Raw genomic sequence first — 22,450 nt, 5'->3', positions numbered from 1 at the left:
TGGACTTTCATAAATGATTTTGGTTAAATTATGTTCAGATTTGGGAGCCAGATCAAGAAAATAGGCATGGTTAATAGTGTAGTTTAAGTTAGGTATTTTGCATATAGAGTATTGTGGAGAAATGATTTTTTAGGACATCAAAGCTTTTCATAACACCACAAACTTTATTTTTTAAAGATGAGGTGGATGTTATGGATGAGATTAGTGTAGCTCAATATCTTAGAATGTCTACAGACCACCAACAGTATTCATTATTCAATCAGTCGCAATTCATAAGTAAATATGCTTCTGAACATGGTATGAATATTATTCATACTTACGATGACTCAGGTAAAAGCGGAGTTACGGCTAACCGAAGAGAAGCATTTCATCAACTAATTGATGATGTAGTTAGCAGAAGAATAAATATTAAAGCTGTTTTAGTTTATGATATAAGTCGTTTCGGTAGATTTCAAAAAATAGATCAATATGGATATTACACCCATCAACTTGAAATGCATGATGTTAAGATCATCTATTGTGCGAATCCTATCGCCGAAGTTGATAACGATTATGCTGATTTCCAATTGTTCATAGGTCGCAAAGAAGCATCTCTATTCAGTCGAAATTTATCTCAAAAAGTCTTTCTTGGTCAAGTAAATCTGGCTGGTCGTGGATATCACCAAGGTGGGCCTGCAGGTTATGGTCTGCGGAGAATGTTGGTAGATGAAAACCGGAAACATAAAGGAATACTTAATTACAAAGAGTGGAAAAGCATCCAGACTGACAGAATAATTTTAGTATTAGGGCCAGAAAATGAAGTTGCAGTTGTAAAATGGATATACGACCAATTCGTTAATAGCTCAAAACCAGAGCGAGTTATTGCCTCTGAACTGAACAGGAGAGAGATAGCAGCAGAGCGAGGCACGAAATGGACCAGAGGAAAGATCCATGAGATTTTAACTAACGAAAAATATATTGGTCATAATGTTTATAACCGAACATCCTATCGATTAAAGCGACGTTTTATCCGTAATCCAAAACATGAATGGATAAGATGTGAAAATGCTTTTGAGGCTATTATTTCTCCTGAGATCTTTTTACAAGCACAGGAGGTTATTAGTAATAGAAGTATTCATCTTAGCAATGAGGATTTACTTTGTAAACTCTCGGATCTTTTGAAAACAAGAGGGAAGCTCTCCGGTATCATTATAGATGAGGACGATGAGACCCCATCCTCATCTGTTTATAGAAAGCGTTTTGGTGGCCTATTGCAGGCTTATCAATTAATTAACTATAAACCAAAACATGATTATGACTATTTGAGAATAAATTCATTACTAAGAGAAAAATATCACATCTTCATTGAAAAATTCATCCGTGATATTACAGAACAGGGTTGTTATGTTGATTATGATGAGGAAACGAAATTATTTACTATCAATGATGAATTTAAGATGTCCGTTGTTATTTCACGTTGTTTTCTGAATACCACTAAGAAGCGTTGGAAGATACGGTTTGAACGTAAGTACAGTTATGATGCTTGTATTGTTGTTCGACTTGATAGTCAAAACGTAAACACGAAAGATTACTATATATTCCCTTCAATAGAGGTATTAGAACGACAGTTAATTTTTGAAAATGTAAATTCTTATCAGTTAGAGTTTTATAGGTTTGATTCTTTGAATCCTTTTCTACAGATTCTTAGACGTGAAATTATTTAAGAGGAACCATGATGAAAGAATATGAAGAAATAAAGCTTATAGCTATATCTAAGATCAAGATTGTTAACTCACGCTCCAGAAGTAAATCTATTCATGATGAACTTGTTGAAAGTATAAGAAACATAGGCTTAAAAAAACCAATAACTGTAAGACTATCTGATTCCCCATGTGAGACGTATATGTACGATTTAATTTGTGGACAAGGAAGAATTGAGGCTTATGAGATATTAGGTGAGAAACAAATCCCTGCAATAGTAAAGTCCGTGGATCATGAAGACGGGCATATCATGAGTCTTGCTGAAAATATTGCACGAAGAAAGCCCCGCGCAACTGAGCTTCTCAATAGTATATTAGAATTAAAAAAGAAAGGTTTTACCGAATTAGAAATAGGACAAAAGATAGGGCGTTCACGAACTTGGGTAAGTGCAATAGTTTCATTAAAGGAGAATGGGGAGGATAAACTACTTGCTGCTGTAGAATCTGGAAGAATACCGTTCTACCTTGCTGTTGAGATATCGAGAGCAAAAGGAAATGATATACAAGATATTTTGTTGGAGGGTTTCAATTCTGGTGAACTTAACTCAAAGCAAATAGCGATAATTAAAAAAATCTTAGCTCAGAGGGAAACCTCAGGGAAAGGAAGTGATAATAATGCTTTTGTTAAGGCCGCAAAAAAGAAGCGGATTACGCCTGACGAGTTGAGGGAGCTTTATCAAGATAATGTGAAAAGACATAAAATGCTCCATACAAGGTCTGAGTTTACGATGTTAAGTCTGATGGTTGTTAAAGAGATCATGGTAAATCTTTTGCAAAATAAAGAGTTTTCTGATGTGTTAGTTTCTGAAAATTTAAATGCTGTTCCTGCATTTATTCTCGAAAATGTGAATCCTGAACGAGGACTGGAAAATGAACAATCCTAAGTTTAATAGTCTAAGTATATTAATGGATGTTTGCGAACTGAAATACGGTAAAGAATTGCCATTAAACGTTAAGATAAGTGTAAAATATAAACAAATACTTTCAACTATAAAAATAATTGGTGTTATTGAACCTATCGTAATCTACATTAACGAAAACTCTGAAAGGATTATACTTGATGGACATTTAAGAGTTGAAGCATCAAAAGATGCAGGCCTTGAAAAAATATACTGCTTAATAGCGGAGGATGAGGAATCTTATAGCTATAATAAGTATGTTAACCGTTTATCGGTCATTCAGGAGCACCGAATGGCATTACAAGCTGTTGAGGCTGGAGTATCAGAAGAGAGATTAAGCACTGCGCTAAATATTTCGATAAAGTCTCTTAGAGCAAAATTTAAATTACTTGACGGTATTACCCCTGAAACAACAGCTTTATTAGCTGACAAAATAGTTCCTCAAGCTATATTCAAGGTGTTGAAGAAAATGAAGCCGGAAAGACAGCATGAGGCGGTATGTACGATGATAAATATAAATAACTTTAGTAGAAAATTTGCACTTTCATTATTGCATACAACCCCTGATGAAATGCTTAAGAACCCCAAAGACTCCAAGCTTAAGAAGCAAGATATCGCAAAAAATTTTGCCAGAATGGAGCGAGAAATGGCTGCAATGGAAATGGAGACTAAACAATTAGAAAATATTTATGGTACAAATAATTTAAAGTTAGCTGTGATTATAAATCACATTAAGAAGCTTCTTAGTAATTATGCTGTATTGAATTGGTTAGTAGATAATAATCCAGACTATTTAACACAACTAAAAAAGATCTCTGCTATTGATTCCTTACCAGTTCTCGAAGATAAAGAAATCTTTTAAATGTTTACTAATCGATTACAAGAGTCTGTACGTAGATTTGTGTAATTGCCCGATTTTGATATGTTTAATTAACCATCAAAAGAAGGTGCACTTATGGACGACAAACAGTTACAGGCTCTTGCGGCTGAATTGGCTAAAAATCTCAAAACCTCTGATGATCTCAGTCAGCTTTCCCGTTTGCTCAAAAAATTAACGGTTGAAACCGCCCTTAATGCTGAACTGACTGAACACTCGGCCACTGGAAAAATAACGCCAAAACAGGCACCAACCCCCGTAATGGTTATTCATCAAAGACGGTCATGAGCAATGATGGCCCTTTGGAATTGCGTATTCCCCGTGATCGGGAGAGCGCGTTTGAACCCCAGTTGATCCGGAAGCACCAAACCCGAATCACCGCCATGGACAACCAGATTCTGGCGCTCTATGCCAAGGGGATGACGCCCCGTGAAATTACCGCCGCCTTCAAAGAAATGTACGACGCAGATGTGTCACCCTCGCTCATCTCAAAGGTCACTGACACCGTGCTGGAACAAGTTACTGAGTGGCAAAATCGTCCGCTGGATGCGCTATATCCTATTGTTTATCTTGACTGTATTGTCATTAAGGTTCGTCATGATGGCCGGGTCATCAACAAATCGGTGTTCCTGACACTGGGGATCAAACCTTGAGGGCCAAAAGGAGCTCCTGGGCATGTGGCTGGCCGAAAATGAAAGGGCGAAATTCTGGCTGTCCGTGCTGACCGATCTCAAGAACCGGGGACTGGAAGATATTCTCATTGCCTGTGCCGATGGGCTGAAAGGCTTCCCGGATGCCATCAACACCGTTTATCCCGAAACCCGTATCCAGCTGTGCATTGTGCATATGATACGCAACAGCCTGCGGTTCGTGGCCTGGAAAGACGACAAAGCGGTTACCCGTGACCTCAAAGCCATTTATCAGGCACCAACAGAAGAAGCGGCGTTGCAGGCATTGGAAGCCTTTGGCCGGGCTTGGGATCCCCGTTACCCCAAAATCCGCCGTAGCTGGCAGTCTAACTGGAACCATCTGTCGACGTTCTTCGCCTACCCAGCCGAGATCCGCAAGGTGATCTACACAACGAATGCGATTGAATCGTTGAACAGCGTTAAAGGCAAAAGCTTTAACGAACTGCGTTTTGAAGATGCCAAAGGCAGTGAGGAAATTTATTTCCACGGCCAGAAAGATTTGACCGCCCAGATTGAAAATGATGTGCTCTGGCATATCAAACACGACCAGAAACAACGTATTGATAACAACCGTTACCACGATATCCGTGCCGATGACCATCATCAGGTCGCCGGTTCACGCAAAATCACCACCGAAGGCGATGTATCGCACCGGATTGCCGGTAGCCAGCATACCCAGACCGGGGATGCCACCGTGATTGACAGCGGACAGGAGATTCACCTGAAAAGCGGCGGCAAAGTCGTGCTGGAAGCGGCAGCAGAAATCACATTGAAAGTGGGCGATAGTTTTCTGAAAGTCACGCCGGGCGGCATTCTCTGTTCACCGATTAATGTCGGGCAGGGTTCAGGCGGCAGTGGGCGCGGGATTTCACTGCAATTACCGGAGGGAGTAGCGCCACTCTCACAAGTAGGGCAACTCCCGATGGCGTAAGCACTCCCGGCAACTGAATTTCCGGTGCAACCAGCTTGTGCAGAATTGGCGCAACAGGATGCCAGGATAGAGTCATTTTACCTTAATGACTGGATTGAGCAGGCATTTCGGCTGTATAGCGGCACCCCGATGCGCAATATGTTGAAACAGAGTCCGTGGTTGGTACAACCGAAGGCTAATCAATTAGTTCAGATAGGGGTAGTGCTGGATCGCTATGAACTGGGTGACAACAGTTGGGGTTGGGCTTACCGCAGCCATACACCGTGGCAAGGACAGATTAAACACTGGCAACAGCGGCAATGGGTAATGATGAATGGCGAACCAATGTTGTTCCGCATGATGGATGCGCGGATATTGGGCACACTGGTGCCGGCTTTTACGCCCAGCGACTGGTCACTGATGTTGTCGCCTGTCACAGAACTGATGATAGACAGGCCGCAACCGATGAGGTTTTGCCGTCCTGAAGCGTGTAGAGAAGGTAACAGCGAAATTCCGTTTACGTTGGGTGAGCATTTGCTGGCAGTCTGGTTACATTCTCCCTATGGTCTGCAAGCCTTAAGTAGTTCCCTCTATAATGATTTATGGGAAAACCACGGAGAGATAGCGAGGCAATTGGATCAGCCTGAAGGCAGTTTGGAACAACAGATTGAACAATGGCTGCGGAAAAAAATTGAGGCAGGGCATCATGCTGAAAAAATATCCTGTCAGGATTATCTGCTAGCGATGGAACAAGAAAAAGAACAGGAGAAAGATTTATGAGTAATGCAAATTCAGTTTATTGTCCTAATTGTCCTAATTGTCCTAATTGTCCTAATTGTCCTAATTGTCCTAATTGTCCTAATTGTCCTAATTGTCCGAATATGCTGAAGAACAAGATAGAAATTCAGCTTGTCGATGAACATAATAAACCCATAACCAATATGCCTTATACATTAAAAAACAGCAAAACTACACGTACAGGGAAAATAGATGGGAATGGAATGATCAAGGAAGAACAATTATTGGCTTCTCCTTTACGCTTATTTTTCAGTGGGCAAGAACTTGCCGATGAAATGGAAAAACGCCCACTGAGAACGAAGCGTAACAGTGAATACACTCGCTCTACCGAAGCCATGAAAGCCATTTCACCAGTTTTTAAAGGGAGCTTGGAATCAGGCCGCAAGTATCATTATGCAAAGATTGGTGAATTGGTTGATAAAAAACCAGTTATCGAAAAATGGAAAGAAGAAAATCCTCTTCCAAGCTACCATTTTCCTGATAGTGAACCACAGGGCCTTGAAGTTTATCCATCGTTATCACGGCTGAGTGACTTAACACTTTTTGCAGTGAGAGCACCAGCTGTACTTAATGATGTTCCAATAGCAGTATCAAATACTTCGATTGCGTATCCTACAAATTTATAATCTGCTTGAAGAGCTATATTATCCATATCCTTGTTAAACGGTACAGATGGAACAAAATCATCTTCATTAACATGACGATAATGAGTAATTTCAGTGAGTTCCTGCACTGCGCTTTGGGTGAATAAACGTGGCATACCGTAGGTATAGAGGCAAGGATTATAGGATTTGAGTTGTGCACTATGTAACAAGGCGAGGCCCCCCCCCCCCCCAAACTATGACCGCAGACGAATAGTTTTTTATTTTGTGTTAACTCAATGATATGTTCAAATACTGTTTTTCCATCGTCTCTTTTAGGTACTTGGATTTCTGTGACAAGATGGAAGGCATCCCAAAAACCTTTGTGAACTTTCCCTTTTTCGCTAAAACCACTACATACACCTTTAGGTGTACAGCCTAATTCTAGCGGCTGGAATGTTCCATCTGTGAGCAGATCCTTTGTTTCCGTCATTTCAGTACCACGCCATCCAATAATAACTTCTTTCTTGTTTGCCACGTAAAAAAGTTGGGTGTGACCCTGAGGAATTTTTTGTTTATTTGAGTCAATGTAGACGACCTCAGTATAGCGATCACTAAATGGAACATCATAAACCACTGGAGAAAAAGATTGGTCATTGATCCTATGAGGTGAACGTGACAGATCGAGCAACTGTTTTTGGAAGAGGTTTGTAACTGAACCTAAGTAATTTTCAGTATCTTCGGCATAAGTTAATATACTCATTAGTGAGAGGTTATAAGCATTAACTAATGAATAGTCTTTTTGATGATGTAACAACAAAGACCATGCCCTAAATGGAAATACTTCAATGACATAGCGATATTCGCCTAAATATGATCCCTTTTTACACCATGGTAAATTAGTTTACTTTTATGTTCTCCCTGATTCAGAATCAAAACTTTATTTACTTCCGGAGTTAAATGAAAAAACCAGAAAAGAGACTAAAGAATTTATTGAACAACAGACCAAAGTAGATAAATATAGAGAGCAAGAGATACGTTCATTTTTTCAGGGTGACGAAAATCCTACAGGTAAGCGTGGGACAGGTCTTCTTGACCATAGTAACGCCTTATATGCTGAATATATTGATAAGAGATTGCGAGAACTGTGCACTCTTTCACCGGATAAAAAATTGCAAAGGAAGCAGGAAGATTTATCATTTCTTGAAAGTGAACCGCATTCGATTCGCGCAGTATTTCAAAGAAAAAAAATCAGAGAATATTATTTCTTAAGAGAAATAGATAATCAATTAATGATAACTCTAGAAGTAACTAAAAACGATAAAAGGATAATATGAGGCTAATAATGAAATTAACATTCAGACTATTAAATTGATCGGATAAATGATCTGCATTGATGTTATAATCGGTCATCCGATGACTTACCGCCTGTTCTTATGAAATTGAAATCGAATATCACACTGTCTGAAGCTGAACGTATTACATTACAACAACTTGCCCTGAATCACAGACACCGAGACATCCGTACGCGAGGAACGGGTTTGCTCATGCTTGCCAGAGGCATCAAACCCCGTCAGATAGCCGCTGAGATAGGATGCAGTCTCAGAGTTATCTATGACTGGGTTCACTTCTGGCACGATTCAGGGATAGCGGGATTATTAGGTGGGCATGTCGGAGGCCGATATCCCGCCATGACCCCTGACATGATTACCTCCGCGGTCGAAGCCGCCAGTGCAGAATCTCTGACGTTAGCCCGAATCGCACAGAAAGTCGAGGACAAGCATGGCCCGCTGCCCTGTACGCTTGAGACGCTGGCGAATACCCTGAAAAAACAGGGGATAACCTATAAACGAGCCCGCCTGTCTTTAAAAAAAATGCAATGACGCGGAGTTTGCTGAAAAAGCCGCCTTGCTGAATAAAATTAAGGCGGGCGCGCGATCGGGTCATTACCGGCTGGTCTATCTTGATGAGGCGGGTTTTACCGCCTCTCCGCCGGTGCAATACGGATGGAGTCCGCGGGGTAAGCCCCATGAAACAGAGCCGCAAAATCATGTCAGACGTTCAGTGTTAGGGGCGCTAAATTACACCGATAACACACTGTTTTATCAGATAATGTCAGACAGTGTTACGCGGACTGATGTCATTGATTTTTTAGAACAGGTTGCAAAGCAAGGGGATCATCGCCTGACATTTGTCGTATTAGATAATGCGCGTATCCATCATAGGATAGATGAAAAAATCAAAAGTCGCGGGTTACGAGAACACAACCTGTTTTTATTTTACTTTCCCGCCTACAGCCCAGAGCTGAATCTGATTGAAATCGTCTGGAGACAGGCTAAATATCACTGGCGACGTTTTATCACTTGGACTCAGGATACAATGGATCATGAGCTAAATACTTTATTTGAAAGTTATGGTCGCCAATTTGCAGTTAATTTCTCTTGAGGACTTAACAATATTATCACTTATCCTGTGCTTAACAGGATGTGAATTCATGTCTAATACTATTTCAAGTTACTGGCAGACTTATAAAGATAAGTCTGAACCATTTTCACCACCTGAAAAAAATCAATGGATTACAGTCGAAGGTATTGCTCCTCCAAATACGAAACCTAATTTAGACAGTATTTATGCTTCAAATAGGTGTCTTGCTACTCATAATACCGCAGGTGGAACACTCTATCACCTACCTAAATATCACTGGAACAGATTTAATATTTTAGTAGATCCTGTAACAGGTTATTTTAAAGAAAAAATACCTCTTAATGGTGGAGGTTGGTGTCAATGGCAGATTGATAATATTGAATTAGCTCTTGAGTATACTAACGTTAGCCATCTGATGAAGTGTAGCGGTCAATAAATACCGGACACATTTTTAGCCTCTTCCCACTGCTTTTCATATTCAACCGGTGAAAGTCCGCCATTAAAACTATGCGGACGATCGTGGTTGTAATAGCCGCCCAAATATGGCGTGATATCCCGTATGGCATCATGGATATCCAGATACCCTTCCGGGGGAACCCATTCACTCTTCAGACTGCGAAAGACTCTTTCCATTGGGGAATTATCCCAGCAATTTCCCCGGCGGCTCATACTCTGGATGATTTTGTTTCTCCATAATAAACGACGGAACTTATTGCTGCTGTATTGGCTTCCCTGGATGCCCTTGTATCTTAAAAGTAGGTTAAAATAAATACGATTAGATTTGGCACAGTGTACGCAGTCTGAGTTGCCCTGGGGTTTTAAGCCCGTTTTAAAGCTATTGACGCATACACTGAGCCACTCATCTGAAACCCGAACAGTTGTCCGTCATCCATAACGTATTTGCAAGGCAGGGTAATATGAGTCAGCCAAATCCACTTTGTGTGGGCATCGATGTTTCCAAAGCCTCATTAGATATCGCCGTGAGTACTGGCGTAGAGGCATTCACTGCCAGTAATGATCCTGATGGTTTTGATGCCATTGTGTCCGTACTGAAGCAACATCTCGTGTCCCTGATTCTGATGGAAGCCACCGGTGGACTGGAATCTGCTGTTGCCTGCTCGCTTCAGGCCGAAGGGTTTGATGTCGTTGTTATTAATCCCAGGCAAGCGCGAGATTTTGCCCGGGCCATGGGATATCTGGCAAAGACTGACCGCATTGACGCCAAGGTCCTGACTCAGATGGCAGAAGTGATAAACCGTCATCCCGAACGAGAACGGTTTATTCGGGCGCTGCCAGATGCGGAACGTCAGATTCTTTCTGCCATGGTGGTGCGCAGACGGCAGTTGATTACGATGCTGGTTGCTGAGCGTAATCGCCTACATCCTGCGCATCCTCAGAGCAGAAAGAGCATCAACACTGTCATTAAAGCACTGGAAGCTGAGCTGGCGCGGATCGATGAAGATATGAATAAACATATCCAGATTCATTTTAAGGAACTGGCTGACCGGCTCAGCGCCATCAAGGGCATTGGGGCAATGACAACAGCAGCCCTGCTGGCAGAAGTCCCTGAACTGGGCAAGCTCTCGCGTCGGGAAATCAGTGCACTTGTTGGCGTTGCTCCTGTTAACCGTGACTCGGGAACTATGCGGGGTCGACGAACCATCTTTGGCGGGCGCGCTGGGGTTCGGACAGCGTTGTATATGGCCACACTCGTGGCAACCCGTTTTAACCCGGTAATCAAGACGTTTTACAACCGCCTGCTGGCGGCGGGTAAGGCCAAAAAAGTGGCTCTTGTGGCTTGTATGCGCAAGCTGCTGTGATGTGGTCCAATGATTTTGGTCACCGTTATAGAGGTGATATTCTCACTTCAACACGCAAAATAGGTGACATGATGAAAAGACGTTTCAGCCCCGAATTTAAACTGGAATCTGCCCAGCTAGTCCTTGACCAGCATTACAGCATAAGAGAAGCGGCGAAGGCGATGAATGTGAGTAAATCGGCAATGGAATCTTGGGTTCGCCAGTTAAAACAGGAGCGACAAGGCCAATCACCCAAAGCCTCACCCATCACGCCGGAGCAAATTGAAATACGCGAACTGAAGAAGAAACTGCAACGCCTTGAAATGGAAAACGATGTATTAAAAAAAGCCTCAGCACTCTTGATGTCGGACTACATGAACAGTTCTCGTTAATCGAGCAATTCAGAGTGCATTATCCGGTGGCTTCTCTTTGCCAACTGTTCGGGGTTCATCGCAGTAGTTATCAGGCCTGGCACAAGCGAATCAAGCGGCCAGACTCTGCTCGCGTAACGCTAAAAAGCCGGGTTCGTGAAGCCTTTAACAAAAGTCACGGTTCTGCCGGAGCACGAACGATTGCCTCGATAGTTACCCGTGAGGGGATCCCATTAGGCCGATGGCGGGCCGGAAAACTTATGACTGAACTCGGGCTGGTCAGTCGTCAACAACCCAAACATCGGTATTCACGAAAGGAGCAGGAACATGTTGATATTCCAAACCATCTTGACCGCCAATTTGCTGTTACGGAACCTAATCAGGTTTGGTGTGGTGACATCACTTACATCTGGACAGGTCAACGTTGGGCGTATTTAGCGGTGGTTCTCGACTTATTTGCGCGTAAACCCGTCAGTTGTGCGATGTCATTTTCGCCCGACGCTGAGTTAACGAAGAAAGCCTTAACAATGGCATTTGAATCAAGAGGAAAGCCACAAGGTGTGATGTTTCACAGCGATCAGGGATGCCAGTATACCAGCAAAGCATTTAGGCGATTATTACAGCAATATGGTATCAAACAAAGCCTGAGCCGACGGGGAAACTGTTGGGATAACAGCCCAATGGAGCGGTTTTTCAGGAGCTTGAAAAGCGAATGGGTGCCTTTAGAGGGATATGCAAATTTTATGGCAGCCAGATATTCAATCACCCAGTATATAACAGGTTATTACAGTCAGCTTCGCCCTCACTGGTATAACAACGGATTAACCCCCAATGAATCAGAAAGATTATTTTGGGAAGCCTCTAAGTCAGTGACCAATTTTTATTGACCACTTCACTGACCATCTTGAATGCGATGATTAGAAAAAATGAAGAATGGAATAATTCGTATCATCAGATAACGCCATAAAATCGCGTTCAAGACAGTTGCTTGATATCTTGCTGTTCCACCGTCTTGACCGGAACAAAATGGATACCGGGTCGGCAGGCCGTTTCGCAGATAGCCAGTGCATCATTGGCATCATTTTTTTGATAATGGCTGAACGCTTTGACATGCTGGGTCGGTACAAGCCTGATGATAAATCCCATCGCCTGAAGGGTTCTGCCCCAATAGTGAGAAGTTGCACAGGCCTCCATAGCAATGAGGGTTCCTGGCGAAAAAGCGCGCACAGTATCAAGCAATTTTTGCCGTGAAATTTTTCGGTTCGAGGCGATAGAACCGTCCTCCATCCAGACACAGACTTGAAAAACGTTTTTGGCGAGGTCAATGCCAATGACTTTAATCGTATTCATGAGATGTTCTCCCGAAATTCAGTGCATCGGAAAAAAAGATGGCACTATTTGCTGCTGAAAAAGGGGACGTCCATCACATCACTACAGACTGGGGGCACTGGCCTGGGCAGGGGTTCGGATGGGCGATATGGCAGGCATGATGAGTCAGGGCGTGGGGCAGGTCAGGCAGTCAGCGGGCATGTTCGGGCAAATGATGATGCAGAAGCTGTTGTCCAGAGGAAAGTAGTCAAATAGATGTTTAAAACTTAAGGGATAGAACGCTATCCCTTAAGAATAGTTTGAATTTATGTGGGCTTGATTTTTTCCTCCTGTTTAACCTGTTCATAGTTGTTTCGATAATTAATATAAATATATTGTCGCATTATTGTGTTAATTCATGGTGTTCTAAATTTAGGACTTGCATTCACATAGTTAGCACAACACTCATGATCTATGTCACAAAAAAGCAAATTGTTTAATGCTATTTTATCCAATATATCTTACATTAAAAACGTATATTGGTATGTTCTATCACATCAATATCCTCCTACTTGTTATAATGAAAATCAATAATTCGTAAAAATAGTTATCCAATTTTTGCATCTGGTTATACCCCTCGTAATTGAAGATGCTTGATTTTTCATTCTTATCAGATCATGATCGTGACCATGAAAATTCATCTGACAGCAGATCAAAAGAAAGCCCTCGAATTGATGCATGATACTACTCGCGATGGACGAGTACGTGACCGCATCAAGGCTGTGCTTTTGGCATCAGAGGGCTGGACTACCCAGATGATTGCTCAGGCCCTGCGTATCCATGAAAGCACCGTGAACCGCCATCTGAAGGAGTACTTCTCTCAGGAAAAACTCGCCCCTGAAAATGGCGGCTCTGAAAGCCGTTTATCTGCTGAACGCACCGTTGAACTGATTGATTATCTGACCGCAAATTTGATGCACACCACCGCACAAATCGTGGCTTATGTCTGGGATCAATGGCAGGTGGCTTTCACTGTCGCAGGTATGATGAAATGGCTTCACCGTCAGGGAAGAAGCCAATGGGGGTTCCGCATAAATTTGATGCCGATAAACAGCAACAGTTTATTGGGGCCTACAACGCGCTGAAAGAAGCTTGTGGCCAAAATGAGCCTATTTTGTTTATTGATGCCGTGCATCCTACCCAGTCTACAAAATTAAGTTACGGCTGGATGAAGAAAGGAAGCACGTCAAAGTCGTTGAAACCACCGGCAGTCGTACCCGACTCAACATCCTGGGCGCCCTTCATTTACACCGGATTGAAGACACCCTGATACGTGAATATCCGACGATTAACGCGAAAAATGTCGTCCTTTTTTTCGGCTCAATCCGGGAAACCTACCCACTTTCGCAAAAAATCCACATTATTCTGGATGGTGCGGGTTACCACCGCTCCGAAGTCGTTCAATTTTTTGCCGAGATTTTGAATATTGAGTTGCACTACTTGCCACCTTACAGCCCTAACCTTAACCCGATTGAGCGATTATGGAAATATATGAATGAGCAGGTACGAAACAATGTCTATTTTCCGGATGCAGAAACGTTCCGTCACTTTTTTCATGTCACATTGTCAGAAAAAGCGAAAGAACTCACCACTCGGTTGACTGATAACTTCCAGATTTTAAAATCTGCATCTTCAAGTTAATTGCGTATAAACAAATAGATAAAGCCACAAAAAGCCCTACCGATATTATCAAGCAGGGCTTTTAATTTCAGTGCGCTGAATTCAAGCTAATAACACCCAAATTAAGCAGCGTTAATACCATACTGGGCACAAACAGAAGCCAAACCACCAGCATAGCCTTGGCCTACTGCGCGGAATTTCCATTCTGTATTGTGGCGATACAGTTCACCGAACAGCATAGCGGTTTCGGTAGACGCATCTTCAGTCAGGTCATAGCGTGCCACTTCAACTTGTGTGTCATCGTTAACCAGACGGATGAAGGCACCGGAAACTTGACCGAAGCTCTGGCGACGAGCTTGTGCGTCATGGATAGTGACTACAAACACCACTTTTTCTACGTCAGCAGGAACTTGATCCAGTTTGATTTTCAGTGATTCGTCATCGCCATCCCCTTCACCGGTACGGTTGTCGCCAGTGTGCATGATGGAGCCGTCAGACGATTTCAGATTGTTGTAGAAAATGAAATCTGCATCACCACGTACTTTGCCGCTTGCTGTCAGCAGGAAAGCTGAGGCATCAAGGTCAAAGTCTTGTCCGTCAGTAGAACGAGCATCCCAGCCGAGACCGATCAGAACGTTTTTCATGCTTGGCGCTTCTTTGCTTAGAGAAACGTTACCGCCTTTAGAAAGAGATACACCCATTGTTATTTCCTCACTTATTACGTCGTATTAGTTATCTGGATTTTACGGATTTAGCTTGCATTTTCTTTTTGCGGGAACAGCAGGCTGGCAAGAATACCGGCTGCCAGTACGCCAATTACCACAAATAAGCTACTTGTTGCTGAAATTGAATAGCCGTGGTGGAATATATGCTCAGAAGCATTTAGACCCAGTTTTATGGCAATAAAGAACAGTAAAACGATCACTGCCTTTTCCAAATGCACCAGATACTTTTTCAATGCTTCAAGCACAAAGTAGAGCGTGCGCAGGCCCAAGATAGCAAACATCATGGCGCTGTACACAATTAATGGTTCCCGGCTGACTGCAATCACCGCAGGAACAGAGTCAAAGGCAAACATCACGTCAGACAGTTCAACCACTGCCAGACACAGCATCAATGGCGTAGCATAAAGTGCGGCTTTGCTCGCCCGACCCACTTTCACATCGGCGTTTTCTGGTTTAGCTAATTCCTGACCCACTTCTTTTTGGTTCAGCACAAATGCATGGCCGCGCAGTTTCGGCCAGATTGGGAAGAAACGTTTCACCAGACGGTAGGCAAGGTGCTGTGAGTAGTCTTCGATTTCATCGTCGTCACCACCACTTTTCAGCATCATAACCGCTGTCCAGCCAACGATAACTGCAAATATGATTTCAACCCACGGCCCAAGTGCCAGCAGACTTGTCCCAATGGCAACGAAAATACCACGGAAGACAATCGCGCCGATAATTCCCCAATACAGGACTCGATGGCGATAGCGGTCCGGGACAGCGAACCAGGAGAAAATCGCCATGATGACAAACAGGTTATCGACGGAAAGGACTTTTTCCAGTGCATAGCCCGTGACAAACAGACTTGCGGCTTCCGCGCCGTGATGAACATACAGGAAGCCCGCGAAAACAAAGGCAATTGCGATCCAGAAAATAGACCAAAGGGCGGCACTACGCAGCGAAACCGGCTTATCATGACGATGCATAAAGAGGTCGATAAAGAGCGCACCAACCGACAGAATAATAAATACAGCAACGGTTTCCATCGGAAAACCAATGTGCGTGGATACCATGAAGTAAGCCTCTTAAATTATCTGCGATTACAGTTCGAAATCAGCCGGTGTAAAGCCAAGGGCTAAACAAATTTCACGGGCCGCCTGTTTTTCGTCGTTATCAAAGTCACCATCACTCTTGGCGACTGCAATTCCGACGCGCAAAGCAAGCTGCGCTGCTTCCGGCTGCTGTTTCAGAGCCATAATGAGTTTCATGGCTTCACCTTTACCAATGTCAGCATCAAACTCATAGCTGCTGACCAGTTTGTTAAAGAATTCGATAATCTCAGAGGTATCGAACACTTTCAGCTCAGGGGAGTTTTTGATGAAGCCGATCATTTTCTGCTTTTCTTCTGAACTGACGCCGTTACTCGCCATAGCAACGTGTGCACATACGGCTACCGTACCTTCCATGAATTTTCTGTTCTTGAAGCGACTCACTTGAGTGGTGAGTTCTTCACGGCCTGCGTTGAACGCTGATTTGATTTTGTTTAAAAAGGACATCAGTCCCTCCGCTAATTGGTAAAATAGAGAGTTATTTCTTGCCGGATGTCCAGCTAAAGCCCCAGCTAAACGCCTTGTCCATCTCTTTATGCCCGCTGAAGTATTGATTGATGCGTTCTACTTTGATGGTGCCGTTTTCATTGACAAGGCGGGCAATAGCACACATGCCTTTGTGGTTGTTGCCTTCTGTCATCCGCGTTTCAATCGGGGGTTGGTCAGGGACATAAATTGTGACTATGCCATCGGTTTTATCCCAGCCAGGCACGCCCTCATAGATAAAGGCGTAGATCAAAACTTCACGGATGTTTTTCCATTCAACCCCATTGACGTGGAGCCATTCACCGTCACGCACTTGACCGGTGCGATCATCGCCCTGTAATTCTACATAAGGTTCATAACGGTAATCGCCAAAGCGATCCCCCAGTGCCTGTACAACGTCTTTCTCTCCATCTTGCAGTCGGACGAAAGCACCGAGATCTAAATCCACGTTTTTGTTTGCACCGAACATGCCTTGCAATAGGCCTTTTGAGGGGGCGGTATTTTGACTCCAGTTCAGATTGATGCGAATTTCACCGTAGCTGTCGCGTTTGCTAAGGCTGATAGTCGGTTTTTCTTTGGTCAAAGAAACCTTACTCAGATTGACGATATTTGGTGCTGGCTCATCATCCATAATATCTACGCCAAAATGTTCAGCCAGTGGTTTGAGACCGCCATTAAAGCCCTGGGCAATAAAACGGAATTTCCATTCACCGTTCCGGCGATACAGCTCGCCGAGGATCAAGGCAGCCTCTGGACGGCCCTGTACGTCAACATCTCCCTGCAAAATCACGCTGCTGTTCAGTTCAACCTGAATGGAAAGATTACGCAGATTGGAAATCGTTTGATTACCGTCGCAAGTCGCGGTGAACGCGACTTTCTGGACATCCTGGCTCAATGCCGGCAAGTTGACACTGAATGAGGTATTGAGATTACCGGTAGTCAGCCGGACGGTGTTGTCATCATTGACCGGCTGACCGTAGAACACCATATCTGGATCACCCTTCACTTTGCCATCTGCATACAGACGGAAAGCAGAAACATCAACGGCTGAACCCGATAGAACCCGCACAGTGAGCGTTTGATGGGGAACGGGAGCGTTGGCCCCAGGTGTCAGATTCATTAGCGCACCACCGTCTCAACGATCTGCGGAAACATCGCGTCAATAGTACGTCCAAGACAAGGGACGCCGTGTGCTGTGAAATCCCACTGACCCCCGTTGCGGCGCAAGGAGGAGATGATAATGCCAGTGTGAGCGCCTTGCTCATTCAATTGATAGCGAGCCAGCTCTTTGCCGTTTTGGTCAACGACGCGGCAGAAGGCATTTTCAACGTCATTGAAGGTTTGGCCACGGAAACTGTTAACGGTAAATGCAAGGTATTCGACATTGGTGGGAAGTTTGATGAGATTGACGCGGATAACTTCATCATCCCCATCACCTTCACCCGTCAGGTTATCGCCAGTGTGTTGTATAGAACCACATTTTGATTTCAGTTGACCGAACCACACGGTATCGATGGCATTCCCCGATTTATCAAGCAGAATGCAGCTTGCATCCAGATCGATTTCATCACTGCCCCCGCCGAATAAACTCGCCAGAAAGCCTTTTTTCTTGGTCACAGGATCCCATCCCAGACCAAAATTCATGTTAGCCAGTGATGCGCTCTGTTTGGCGAGCGAAACTGACTGATTTTTGCTTAACGAAACCATTAATGACACCTCTATTCTGTTCGTCGGTGAATCACGGTAATTTCACGTATTAAAAAATCATAATATGACAAATAGATAACTGAATCTGTCATATTATGACTCCCGTAAACAGGTATATTGGCTGTTAACTGTATGATAGAAAACAGTCTGATTTCGTTTGGTATGATTTCTTTTCCATGCAGAAAAGTCAAACAAATTTTGGTGTAAATAATCATAATATGATTGACATTTGTTAGTTTGAAACTCTAGACTGCGATGTATATTTCACCGAATTAAGAACAAATGCTGAAAGTTACCCTATTAGTTCGGGGCGATTGGTTCAGGCCGAGATTTTTTTGAAAAGGCATCCCCATGACCGTGTTGAGTGACACCGATGTTTATAAAAAACCCGTTGATGAAAAACAGATTTTTCAAGAGCAGGTTTACCAAAGAAAGTTAAACAGCGGGACATTGACGGTGACGGCATCGCGTCGCACAGCATGTCTGGAAACCCTGTTTGATATCGCTGAACGCCGTAATCCCAAAAGAGCATTCCTGTTTGTCAGTAAAGTCTTGGGGCGACATATTCCGGTCAAGCCATCGATCATGCGTTCGATTTATCAGCAATTATCTGCCCGATTCCCTGCTCATCTTCCCGGCCCGGTTCTATATATTGGCATGGCAGAAACGGCTGTCGGGCTAGCGGCAGGGGTATTTCAGGAAACGCAACACAAAGCCGATAAGCCTGTATTTCTGACGTCGACACGCCATCCGGTTGATGGCGATTTATTGTGTGAGTTTAAGGAAAATCACAGTCATGCTACGGATCATTTGATTTATTGGCCAACAGAAAGCCGCTTGCGCCAACGGGTGACCCAAGCCCGAACTCTGGTTCTGATTGATGATGAAGCAACCACGGGCAATACGTTCCTGAATTTACTGGATGCACTGCGTCATGCAGGGCTTGAGCATATTGAACATATCGTCACCGTGACATTGACAGATTGGAGTGGTAAATCGGTTGTGAAACGCAGCCCGTTGCCGGTTTCTGAAGTTTCCCTGATCGAGGGGAATTGGCAGTGGGAAGCGGATATCTCTGCGCCAGTGCCGGTCATGCCCCAAGTCAATGTGACGGCCAAGGGAGAAATCAACATCATAGGCCAACAGAGCTGGGGACGTTTGGGGCTGGATGAGATCCAATGTGACATTGGCGCTGCAATCAGTGCCAAAGCAGGCGAAAACGTGCTGGTATTGGGTTCCAGTGAATTTGTCTGGCAGCCGTTCCTGCTAGCTGAACGGCTTGAGCAGGAAGGGGCATCAGTGGTATTTGGTTCGACAACCCGCTCTCCCATTTCTTGCGGTCATGCCATCCAATCTGTCATGGCTTTTACGGATAATTACGGGCTGGGCATCCCGAATTTTCTCTATAATGTCGCGCATCAGCACTTTGATCGGGTGTTACTCTGTCTTGAAACGCCCAAAATGTCCGTTGACCCTGCGTTAATGGCACAGCTTGCCCGTGTTTCTCCGGTTGTCGAGATCGTGGGATATGATTAAGCCTGTATTTTTAACTGATCTTGATGACACGCTATTTCAATCTCGCCGCAAGCTGAAAGAAATATCTTTCCGCGTGGGGGCCTTGGATCGAAAATGTCTTCCCCACAGCTATCTGACTGAAAAACAATCCATGCTGGTTGATTGGCTGTTGGCTCATGCCGAGGTTATTCCAGTCACCGCCAGAAATACAGAACAATTAAGCCGTGTGCAGATCCCTTTCAGTTCCTGGTGTATTGTTTCGCACGGTGCGGTGATCCTCACACCAGAAGGTGCTGTTGATGAGCTTTGGCAATCGTGCATGTTGTCAGAATTGTTGTCATATCGGGATAAATTGTGTGAGTTGGAACGGTTGAGCCAGCGTTTGATGGCATCTTATGGTATCGATGCCTGGGTACGCATTGACTATGAGTACGGTGATGTACCTGTTTTCCTGATCATCAAGCACCGCAACCACGATAGATTGAATGAGCTTAATATCCTGGCTGACGCTTTAGCCCAAGAAAGTCATTTCCAGCAAAACTTTTATTTCCATCAAAACAATAACAATCTTACTGTGCTGCCAAAGTGTGTTGACAAGGGGCTGGCGACTCATCACCTTTTGCAAAGACTTCGTGCTGAGAGAGGCGTTTTCCCGGTTATCGGCCTGGGAGACAGTTTGAGTGATCACCGTTTTATGCAACTGTGTGATTGGTTTAGTATGCCTCAGCAAAGCCAGTTTGCTGACACATTAATGACAGCCTTATTTGGAGCTGTAAATAATGAATAGCTTTTCCCCTTTCTCTGGGAGTTACGCTTCTGATGATGTTCAATTCCTGCTAAAGCCCGTTCAAATTGAGATGACGCCTGTGGATATTAAGGAGCAGTTGATCCAATCTGGTGCTCGCCATTATTCGGATATGTTAAGTCAGGAGCCGGAACCTACGTCTTATCACCTTGAACTGTTTGATAAAGCGCTTGGGCAAGGGGCTGTTCGGTTGGCGACGGAAGTTGTGATACTCGCCAAAGCGCTGGTATCCCGCTTTGGTGATACGCCGATTGTCTTGGTCAGCCTGGTCAGGGCTGGCGTTCCTTTGGGGGTGATGTTGCATCAAACGCTCAGAGAAATGGGCAAATGCTCTTATCATTATGGCATCAGCATTATTCGGGATCGTGGTATTGATCATACAGCGCTATCGTATATTGAGCAGCAACATGGAACGGATGGCGTGGTATTTGTTGATGGCTGGACAGGCAAAGGCGCGATTACGGCAGAACTGTCGCGATCTTTGGCGGGGCGGGATGGTTATTCAGGTCTCCCACGTCTGGTGGTATTAGCTGATCCTTGTGGGTGTTCGTGGCTGGCAGCCAGCGATGATGACTGGTTGATTCCTTTCGGTATTATGGGTGCGCCGGTATCGGGATTGATATCACGTTCGATCTGGCATGAAGAAGGATTGCACGGTTGCGTGCAGTGTGATCACCTGCTCAAGTTTGAGTGCAGCCGCTTATTGGTGGATACTGTTGCTGATTGTCGTCATCGATTGGATTGCGCTGCTATACCAGAAGCGGTTTGGTTGCCGCAGGAAAAGACCGCTTTGCAGCAATTAAGCAAAACGGTGATTTCCAGTCTTGCTGAAAAATACCAGATTGACAGTATTAACCGTATTAAACCTGGTATTGCAGAAGCCACCCGTGCAGTATTACGACGTGTGCCAGAACATGTACTCGTGCGTTCCCAGGATGATCCTGATGTTGCCCTGTTGGTTCATTTGGCCCGTCAGAAAAATGTTGTGATTACGGAAGTCGGTGATCTAATCGGTCAATATCGTGCCGTAACTATGATTAAGAAGGTCGCGTGATGAAACCAATCCCTTCTCCACATCGACTCGGTGCCACTCTGTATATGCCAGCTACCCGTCAGGACATTGCTGAAATTGTGTTACAGAATAAGATCCCTGATCTGCGCTCGCTGGTTATTTGTCTGGAAGATGCCGTTAGTGAACAGGATATTCCCCTTGCCCTCGAAAATCTCCGGGAAGTCATGCAAACATTGACCGAAGAAAGCCGTTTTTCTTCCAATACCGATTGCCATCGTCCCCTGATTTTTATCCGTCCACGTGATGAAAGAATGGCAAATTATCTGGTGACCAATGTCAATCTGAGTGCCATTGATGGACTGGTTTTGCCCAAATTTACCCATGCTTCGTTGTCCGGCTGGTGGGATGTTATTGGTTCAACCCATCTGTGCATGATGCCAACACTGGAGAGTGAAGAGGTGTTTGACGTTCGGAAAATGAACCAGCTTGCGGACATTCTCAAACAACACCCTTGCAAGGATCGCATTATTGCCTTGCGTATTGGCGGTAATGATCTGATGAATGTCATGTCCCTGCGGCGCTCCCGTAATTTTACCCTGTATGATGGGCCGATGGGCTATGTCATTAAAATGTTGGTTGCCGTTTTTGTTGCGCGGGGATTTGCTCTGACTGCGCCGGTTTGTGAGCATATTGATGATTTGAGATTACTGGAAAAAGAGCTGGAATTGGATGTTGCCCACGGTCTGGTGGGAAAAACAGCTATACACCCGAAGCAGATTAAATGCATCCAACGAGCGCTAATGGTTAATGCTCATGATCATGCTGAGGCGCTGACTATTCTTAGTGCCAGTGAAGCCGTGTTCAAATCGCAGGGAATGATGTGTGAACCTGCCACCCATCAACGCTGGGCAGTCAATATTCTCGAGCGGGCAGCGCATTATGGTATAGAACCAGAGGCAATAGTATCTTAACCGGTTGAAAATATTGCTAACGCTTTCACTCGTTTTGATATTGATTTGCCTGTGATAGTAGCT

The 22,450-nt window shown here is 44.2% G+C and carries 19 protein-coding genes and 6 pseudogenes; 16 read left to right on the top strand and 9 right to left on the bottom strand.

Annotation, left to right across the window (positions count from 1 at the left end):
- The first annotated feature begins 191 nt into the window (after nucleotides 1-191).
- The 6 genes and pseudogenes from PXH59_RS12105 to PXH59_RS12080 all read left to right on the top strand — a co-directional run bounded on the left by PXH59_RS12105 (nucleotide 192) and on the right by PXH59_RS12080 (nucleotide 6,538).
- The gene (locus PXH59_RS12105) at nucleotides 192-1,703 is read left to right on the top strand and encodes a recombinase family protein (protein ID WP_285808549.1); all 1,512 of its coding nucleotides are present in this window, start codon (nucleotides 192-194) and stop codon (nucleotides 1,701-1,703) included.
- Between the two features lie 11 nt (nucleotides 1,704-1,714).
- Entirely contained in the window at nucleotides 1,715-2,623 is a 909-nt protein-coding gene (locus PXH59_RS12100) for a ParB/RepB/Spo0J family partition protein (RefSeq protein WP_053014194.1), read from the top strand.
- The gene (locus PXH59_RS12095; protein ID WP_047766598.1) at nucleotides 2,610-3,500 is read left to right on the top strand and encodes a plasmid partitioning protein RepB C-terminal domain-containing protein; all 891 of its coding nucleotides are present in this window, start codon (nucleotides 2,610-2,612) and stop codon (nucleotides 3,498-3,500) included. Before PXH59_RS12100 ends, PXH59_RS12095 begins: the two co-directional genes overlap by 14 nt.
- A gap of 93 nt (nucleotides 3,501-3,593) precedes the next feature.
- Nucleotides 3,594-5,135, top strand: a pseudogene (locus PXH59_RS12090) (IS256 family transposase).
- Nucleotides 5,136-5,159: 24 nt separating this feature from the next.
- Nucleotides 5,160-5,894, top strand: coding sequence for a DUF4123 domain-containing protein (locus tag PXH59_RS12085; protein ID WP_285808542.1), 735 nt, complete (start codon nucleotides 5,160-5,162; stop codon nucleotides 5,892-5,894).
- Complete coding sequence (locus PXH59_RS12080; protein ID WP_285808540.1) at nucleotides 5,891-6,538, top strand: hypothetical protein; 648 nt, start codon at nucleotides 5,891-5,893, stop codon at nucleotides 6,536-6,538. Before PXH59_RS12085 ends, PXH59_RS12080 begins: the two co-directional genes overlap by 4 nt.
- 92 nt (nucleotides 6,539-6,630) lie before the next feature.
- Here the strand turns inward: PXH59_RS12080 and PXH59_RS12075 are convergent.
- Both PXH59_RS12075 and PXH59_RS12070 read right to left on the bottom strand, forming a co-directional pair.
- A pseudogene (locus PXH59_RS12075) lies at nucleotides 6,631-6,726 on the bottom strand (hypothetical protein); the annotation flags it as partial.
- A gap of 80 nt (nucleotides 6,727-6,806) precedes the next feature.
- A pseudogene (locus PXH59_RS12070) lies at nucleotides 6,807-6,986 on the bottom strand (hypothetical protein); the annotation flags it as partial.
- A gap of 943 nt (nucleotides 6,987-7,929) precedes the next feature.
- Between PXH59_RS12070 and PXH59_RS12065 the strand changes: the two are divergent.
- The 3 genes from PXH59_RS12065 to PXH59_RS12055 are packed head-to-tail and all read left to right on the top strand — an operon-like array spanning nucleotide 7,930 to nucleotide 9,353.
- Complete coding sequence (locus PXH59_RS12065; protein ID WP_285808538.1) at nucleotides 7,930-8,376, top strand: helix-turn-helix domain-containing protein; 447 nt, start codon at nucleotides 7,930-7,932, stop codon at nucleotides 8,374-8,376.
- A 25-nt stretch (nucleotides 8,377-8,401) separates the two neighbouring features.
- Nucleotides 8,402-8,938 carry an IS630 family transposase gene (locus tag PXH59_RS12060; protein ID WP_072161191.1) on the top strand — a complete coding sequence of 179 codons (537 nt, stop codon included), beginning with the start codon at nucleotides 8,402-8,404 and terminating at the stop codon, nucleotides 8,936-8,938.
- Between the two features lie 49 nt (nucleotides 8,939-8,987).
- On the top strand, nucleotides 8,988-9,353 hold the full coding sequence (locus PXH59_RS12055; RefSeq protein ID WP_285808534.1) for a hypothetical protein: 366 nt from the start codon (nucleotides 8,988-8,990) through the stop codon (nucleotides 9,351-9,353).
- On the opposite strand, the pseudogene PXH59_RS12050 reads toward PXH59_RS12055, so the two are convergent.
- Nucleotides 9,347-9,652: pseudogene (locus PXH59_RS12050) on the bottom strand (transposase); the annotation flags it as partial. The gene PXH59_RS12055 and the pseudogene PXH59_RS12050 overlap by 7 nt on opposite strands.
- A gap of 182 nt (nucleotides 9,653-9,834) precedes the next feature.
- Here PXH59_RS12050 and PXH59_RS12045 point away from each other — a divergent pair.
- Together PXH59_RS12045 and PXH59_RS12040 are read left to right on the top strand one after the other, a co-directional pair.
- Nucleotides 9,835-10,737: an IS110 family RNA-guided transposase gene (locus PXH59_RS12045; RefSeq protein WP_285808532.1), complete on the top strand. Its 903-nt coding sequence runs from the start codon at nucleotides 9,835-9,837 to the stop codon at nucleotides 10,735-10,737.
- A gap of 68 nt (nucleotides 10,738-10,805) precedes the next feature.
- A protein-coding gene (locus PXH59_RS12040; RefSeq protein ID WP_285811760.1) for an IS3 family transposase occupies nucleotides 10,806-11,974 on the top strand; the annotation gives its coding sequence in 2 pieces (ribosomal slippage) (nucleotides 10,806-11,067 and nucleotides 11,067-11,974; 1,170 coding nt in all).
- 94 nt (nucleotides 11,975-12,068) lie between these two features.
- Here the strand turns inward: PXH59_RS12040 and PXH59_RS12035 are convergent.
- A pseudogene (locus PXH59_RS12035) lies at nucleotides 12,069-12,437 on the bottom strand (IS110 family transposase); the annotation flags it as partial.
- Between the two features lie 647 nt (nucleotides 12,438-13,084).
- Here PXH59_RS12035 and PXH59_RS12030 point away from each other — a divergent pair.
- Nucleotides 13,085-14,096 (top strand): annotated as a pseudogene (locus PXH59_RS12030) (IS630 family transposase).
- 101 nt (nucleotides 14,097-14,197) lie between these two features.
- Here the strand turns inward: PXH59_RS12030 and PXH59_RS12025 are convergent.
- From PXH59_RS12025 to PXH59_RS12005, 5 genes are read right to left on the bottom strand one after another with little or no spacing between them, the layout of a single operon-like run.
- On the bottom strand, nucleotides 14,198-14,776 hold the full coding sequence (locus PXH59_RS12025; protein ID WP_285808530.1) for a TerD family protein: 579 nt from the start codon (nucleotides 14,774-14,776) through the stop codon (nucleotides 14,198-14,200).
- Between the two features lie 50 nt (nucleotides 14,777-14,826).
- Nucleotides 14,827-15,855: a TerC/Alx family metal homeostasis membrane protein gene (locus PXH59_RS12020; protein ID WP_285808529.1), complete on the bottom strand. Its 1,029-nt coding sequence runs from the start codon at nucleotides 15,853-15,855 to the stop codon at nucleotides 14,827-14,829.
- Between the two features lie 27 nt (nucleotides 15,856-15,882).
- The gene (locus tag PXH59_RS12015; protein WP_285808527.1) at nucleotides 15,883-16,338 is read right to left on the bottom strand and encodes a tellurite resistance TerB family protein; all 456 of its coding nucleotides are present in this window, start codon (nucleotides 16,336-16,338) and stop codon (nucleotides 15,883-15,885) included.
- A 31-nt stretch (nucleotides 16,339-16,369) separates the two neighbouring features.
- Nucleotides 16,370-17,497, bottom strand: a complete 1,128-nt coding sequence (locus tag PXH59_RS12010; protein ID WP_285808525.1) for a TerD family protein — start codon at nucleotides 17,495-17,497, stop codon at nucleotides 16,370-16,372.
- Nucleotides 17,497-18,084 (bottom strand): TerD family protein, encoded by a 588-nt coding sequence (locus PXH59_RS12005; protein WP_285808522.1) that lies wholly within the window; start codon nucleotides 18,082-18,084, stop codon nucleotides 17,497-17,499. The genes PXH59_RS12010 and PXH59_RS12005 overlap by 1 nt, the downstream gene beginning before the upstream one ends.
- Before the next feature lie 351 nt (nucleotides 18,085-18,435).
- On the opposite strand from PXH59_RS12005, the gene PXH59_RS12000 reads away from it, so the two are divergent.
- Genes PXH59_RS12000 through PXH59_RS11985 form a run of 4 tightly spaced genes read left to right on the top strand, consistent with a single transcriptional unit; the run spans nucleotide 18,436 to nucleotide 22,387 of the window.
- Complete coding sequence (locus tag PXH59_RS12000; protein ID WP_285808520.1) at nucleotides 18,436-19,620, top strand: phosphoribosyltransferase domain-containing protein; 1,185 nt, start codon at nucleotides 18,436-18,438, stop codon at nucleotides 19,618-19,620.
- A complete protein-coding gene (locus tag PXH59_RS11995) occupies nucleotides 19,613-20,386 on the top strand; it encodes an HAD family hydrolase (protein WP_285808519.1) in 774 nt (257 codons plus the stop codon). Before PXH59_RS12000 ends, PXH59_RS11995 begins: the two co-directional genes overlap by 8 nt.
- Nucleotides 20,379-21,458: a cysteine protease StiP family protein gene (locus PXH59_RS11990; RefSeq protein WP_285808517.1), complete on the top strand. Its 1,080-nt coding sequence runs from the start codon at nucleotides 20,379-20,381 to the stop codon at nucleotides 21,456-21,458. The genes PXH59_RS11995 and PXH59_RS11990 overlap by 8 nt, the downstream gene beginning before the upstream one ends.
- Nucleotides 21,458-22,387 (top strand): HpcH/HpaI aldolase/citrate lyase family protein, encoded by a 930-nt coding sequence (locus PXH59_RS11985; protein WP_285811758.1) that lies wholly within the window; start codon nucleotides 21,458-21,460, stop codon nucleotides 22,385-22,387. The genes PXH59_RS11990 and PXH59_RS11985 overlap by 1 nt, the downstream gene beginning before the upstream one ends.
- The last annotated feature ends 63 nt before the right edge of the window (nucleotides 22,388-22,450 follow it).

Source organism: Xenorhabdus bakwenae, from assembly GCF_030272115.1.
Taxonomy (GTDB): domain Bacteria; phylum Pseudomonadota; class Gammaproteobacteria; order Enterobacterales; family Enterobacteriaceae; genus Xenorhabdus; species Xenorhabdus bakwenae.
This window is presented reverse-complemented; position numbering and strand designations above follow the sequence as displayed.

What these genes read in the sequence shown, in the direction of transcription:
- PXH59_RS12105 (WP_285808549.1), top strand. Translation starts at nt 192, where the DNA reads ATGGATGAGATTAGTGTAGCTCAATATCTTAGAATGTCTACAGACCAC.
- PXH59_RS12100 (WP_053014194.1), top strand. Translation starts at nt 1,715, where the DNA reads ATGAAAGAATATGAAGAAATAAAGCTTATAGCTATATCTAAGATCAAG.
- PXH59_RS12095 (WP_047766598.1), top strand. Translation starts at nt 2,610, where the DNA reads ATGAACAATCCTAAGTTTAATAGTCTAAGTATATTAATGGATGTTTGC.
- PXH59_RS12080 (WP_285808540.1), top strand. Translation starts at nt 5,891, where the DNA reads ATGAGTAATGCAAATTCAGTTTATTGTCCTAATTGTCCTAATTGTCCT.
- PXH59_RS12065 (WP_285808538.1), top strand. Translation starts at nt 7,930, where the DNA reads ATGAAATTGAAATCGAATATCACACTGTCTGAAGCTGAACGTATTACA.
- PXH59_RS12055 (WP_285808534.1), top strand. Translation starts at nt 8,988, where the DNA reads ATGTCTAATACTATTTCAAGTTACTGGCAGACTTATAAAGATAAGTCT.
- PXH59_RS12045 (WP_285808532.1), top strand. Translation starts at nt 9,835, where the DNA reads ATGAGTCAGCCAAATCCACTTTGTGTGGGCATCGATGTTTCCAAAGCC.
- PXH59_RS12025 (WP_285808530.1), bottom strand. Translation starts at nt 14,776, where the DNA reads ATGGGTGTATCTCTTTCTAAAGGCGGTAACGTTTCTCTAAGCAAAGAA.
- PXH59_RS12020 (WP_285808529.1), bottom strand. Translation starts at nt 15,855, where the DNA reads ATGGTATCCACGCACATTGGTTTTCCGATGGAAACCGTTGCTGTATTT.
- PXH59_RS12015 (WP_285808527.1), bottom strand. Translation starts at nt 16,338, where the DNA reads ATGTCCTTTTTAAACAAAATCAAATCAGCGTTCAACGCAGGCCGTGAA.
- PXH59_RS12010 (WP_285808525.1), bottom strand. Translation starts at nt 17,497, where the DNA reads ATGAATCTGACACCTGGGGCCAACGCTCCCGTTCCCCATCAAACGCTC.
- PXH59_RS12005 (WP_285808522.1), bottom strand. Translation starts at nt 18,084, where the DNA reads ATGGTTTCGTTAAGCAAAAATCAGTCAGTTTCGCTCGCCAAACAGAGC.
- PXH59_RS12000 (WP_285808520.1), top strand. Translation starts at nt 18,436, where the DNA reads ATGACCGTGTTGAGTGACACCGATGTTTATAAAAAACCCGTTGATGAA.
- PXH59_RS11995 (WP_285808519.1), top strand. Translation starts at nt 19,613, where the DNA reads ATGATTAAGCCTGTATTTTTAACTGATCTTGATGACACGCTATTTCAA.
- PXH59_RS11990 (WP_285808517.1), top strand. Translation starts at nt 20,379, where the DNA reads ATGAATAGCTTTTCCCCTTTCTCTGGGAGTTACGCTTCTGATGATGTT.
- PXH59_RS11985 (WP_285811758.1), top strand. Translation starts at nt 21,458, where the DNA reads ATGAAACCAATCCCTTCTCCACATCGACTCGGTGCCACTCTGTATATG.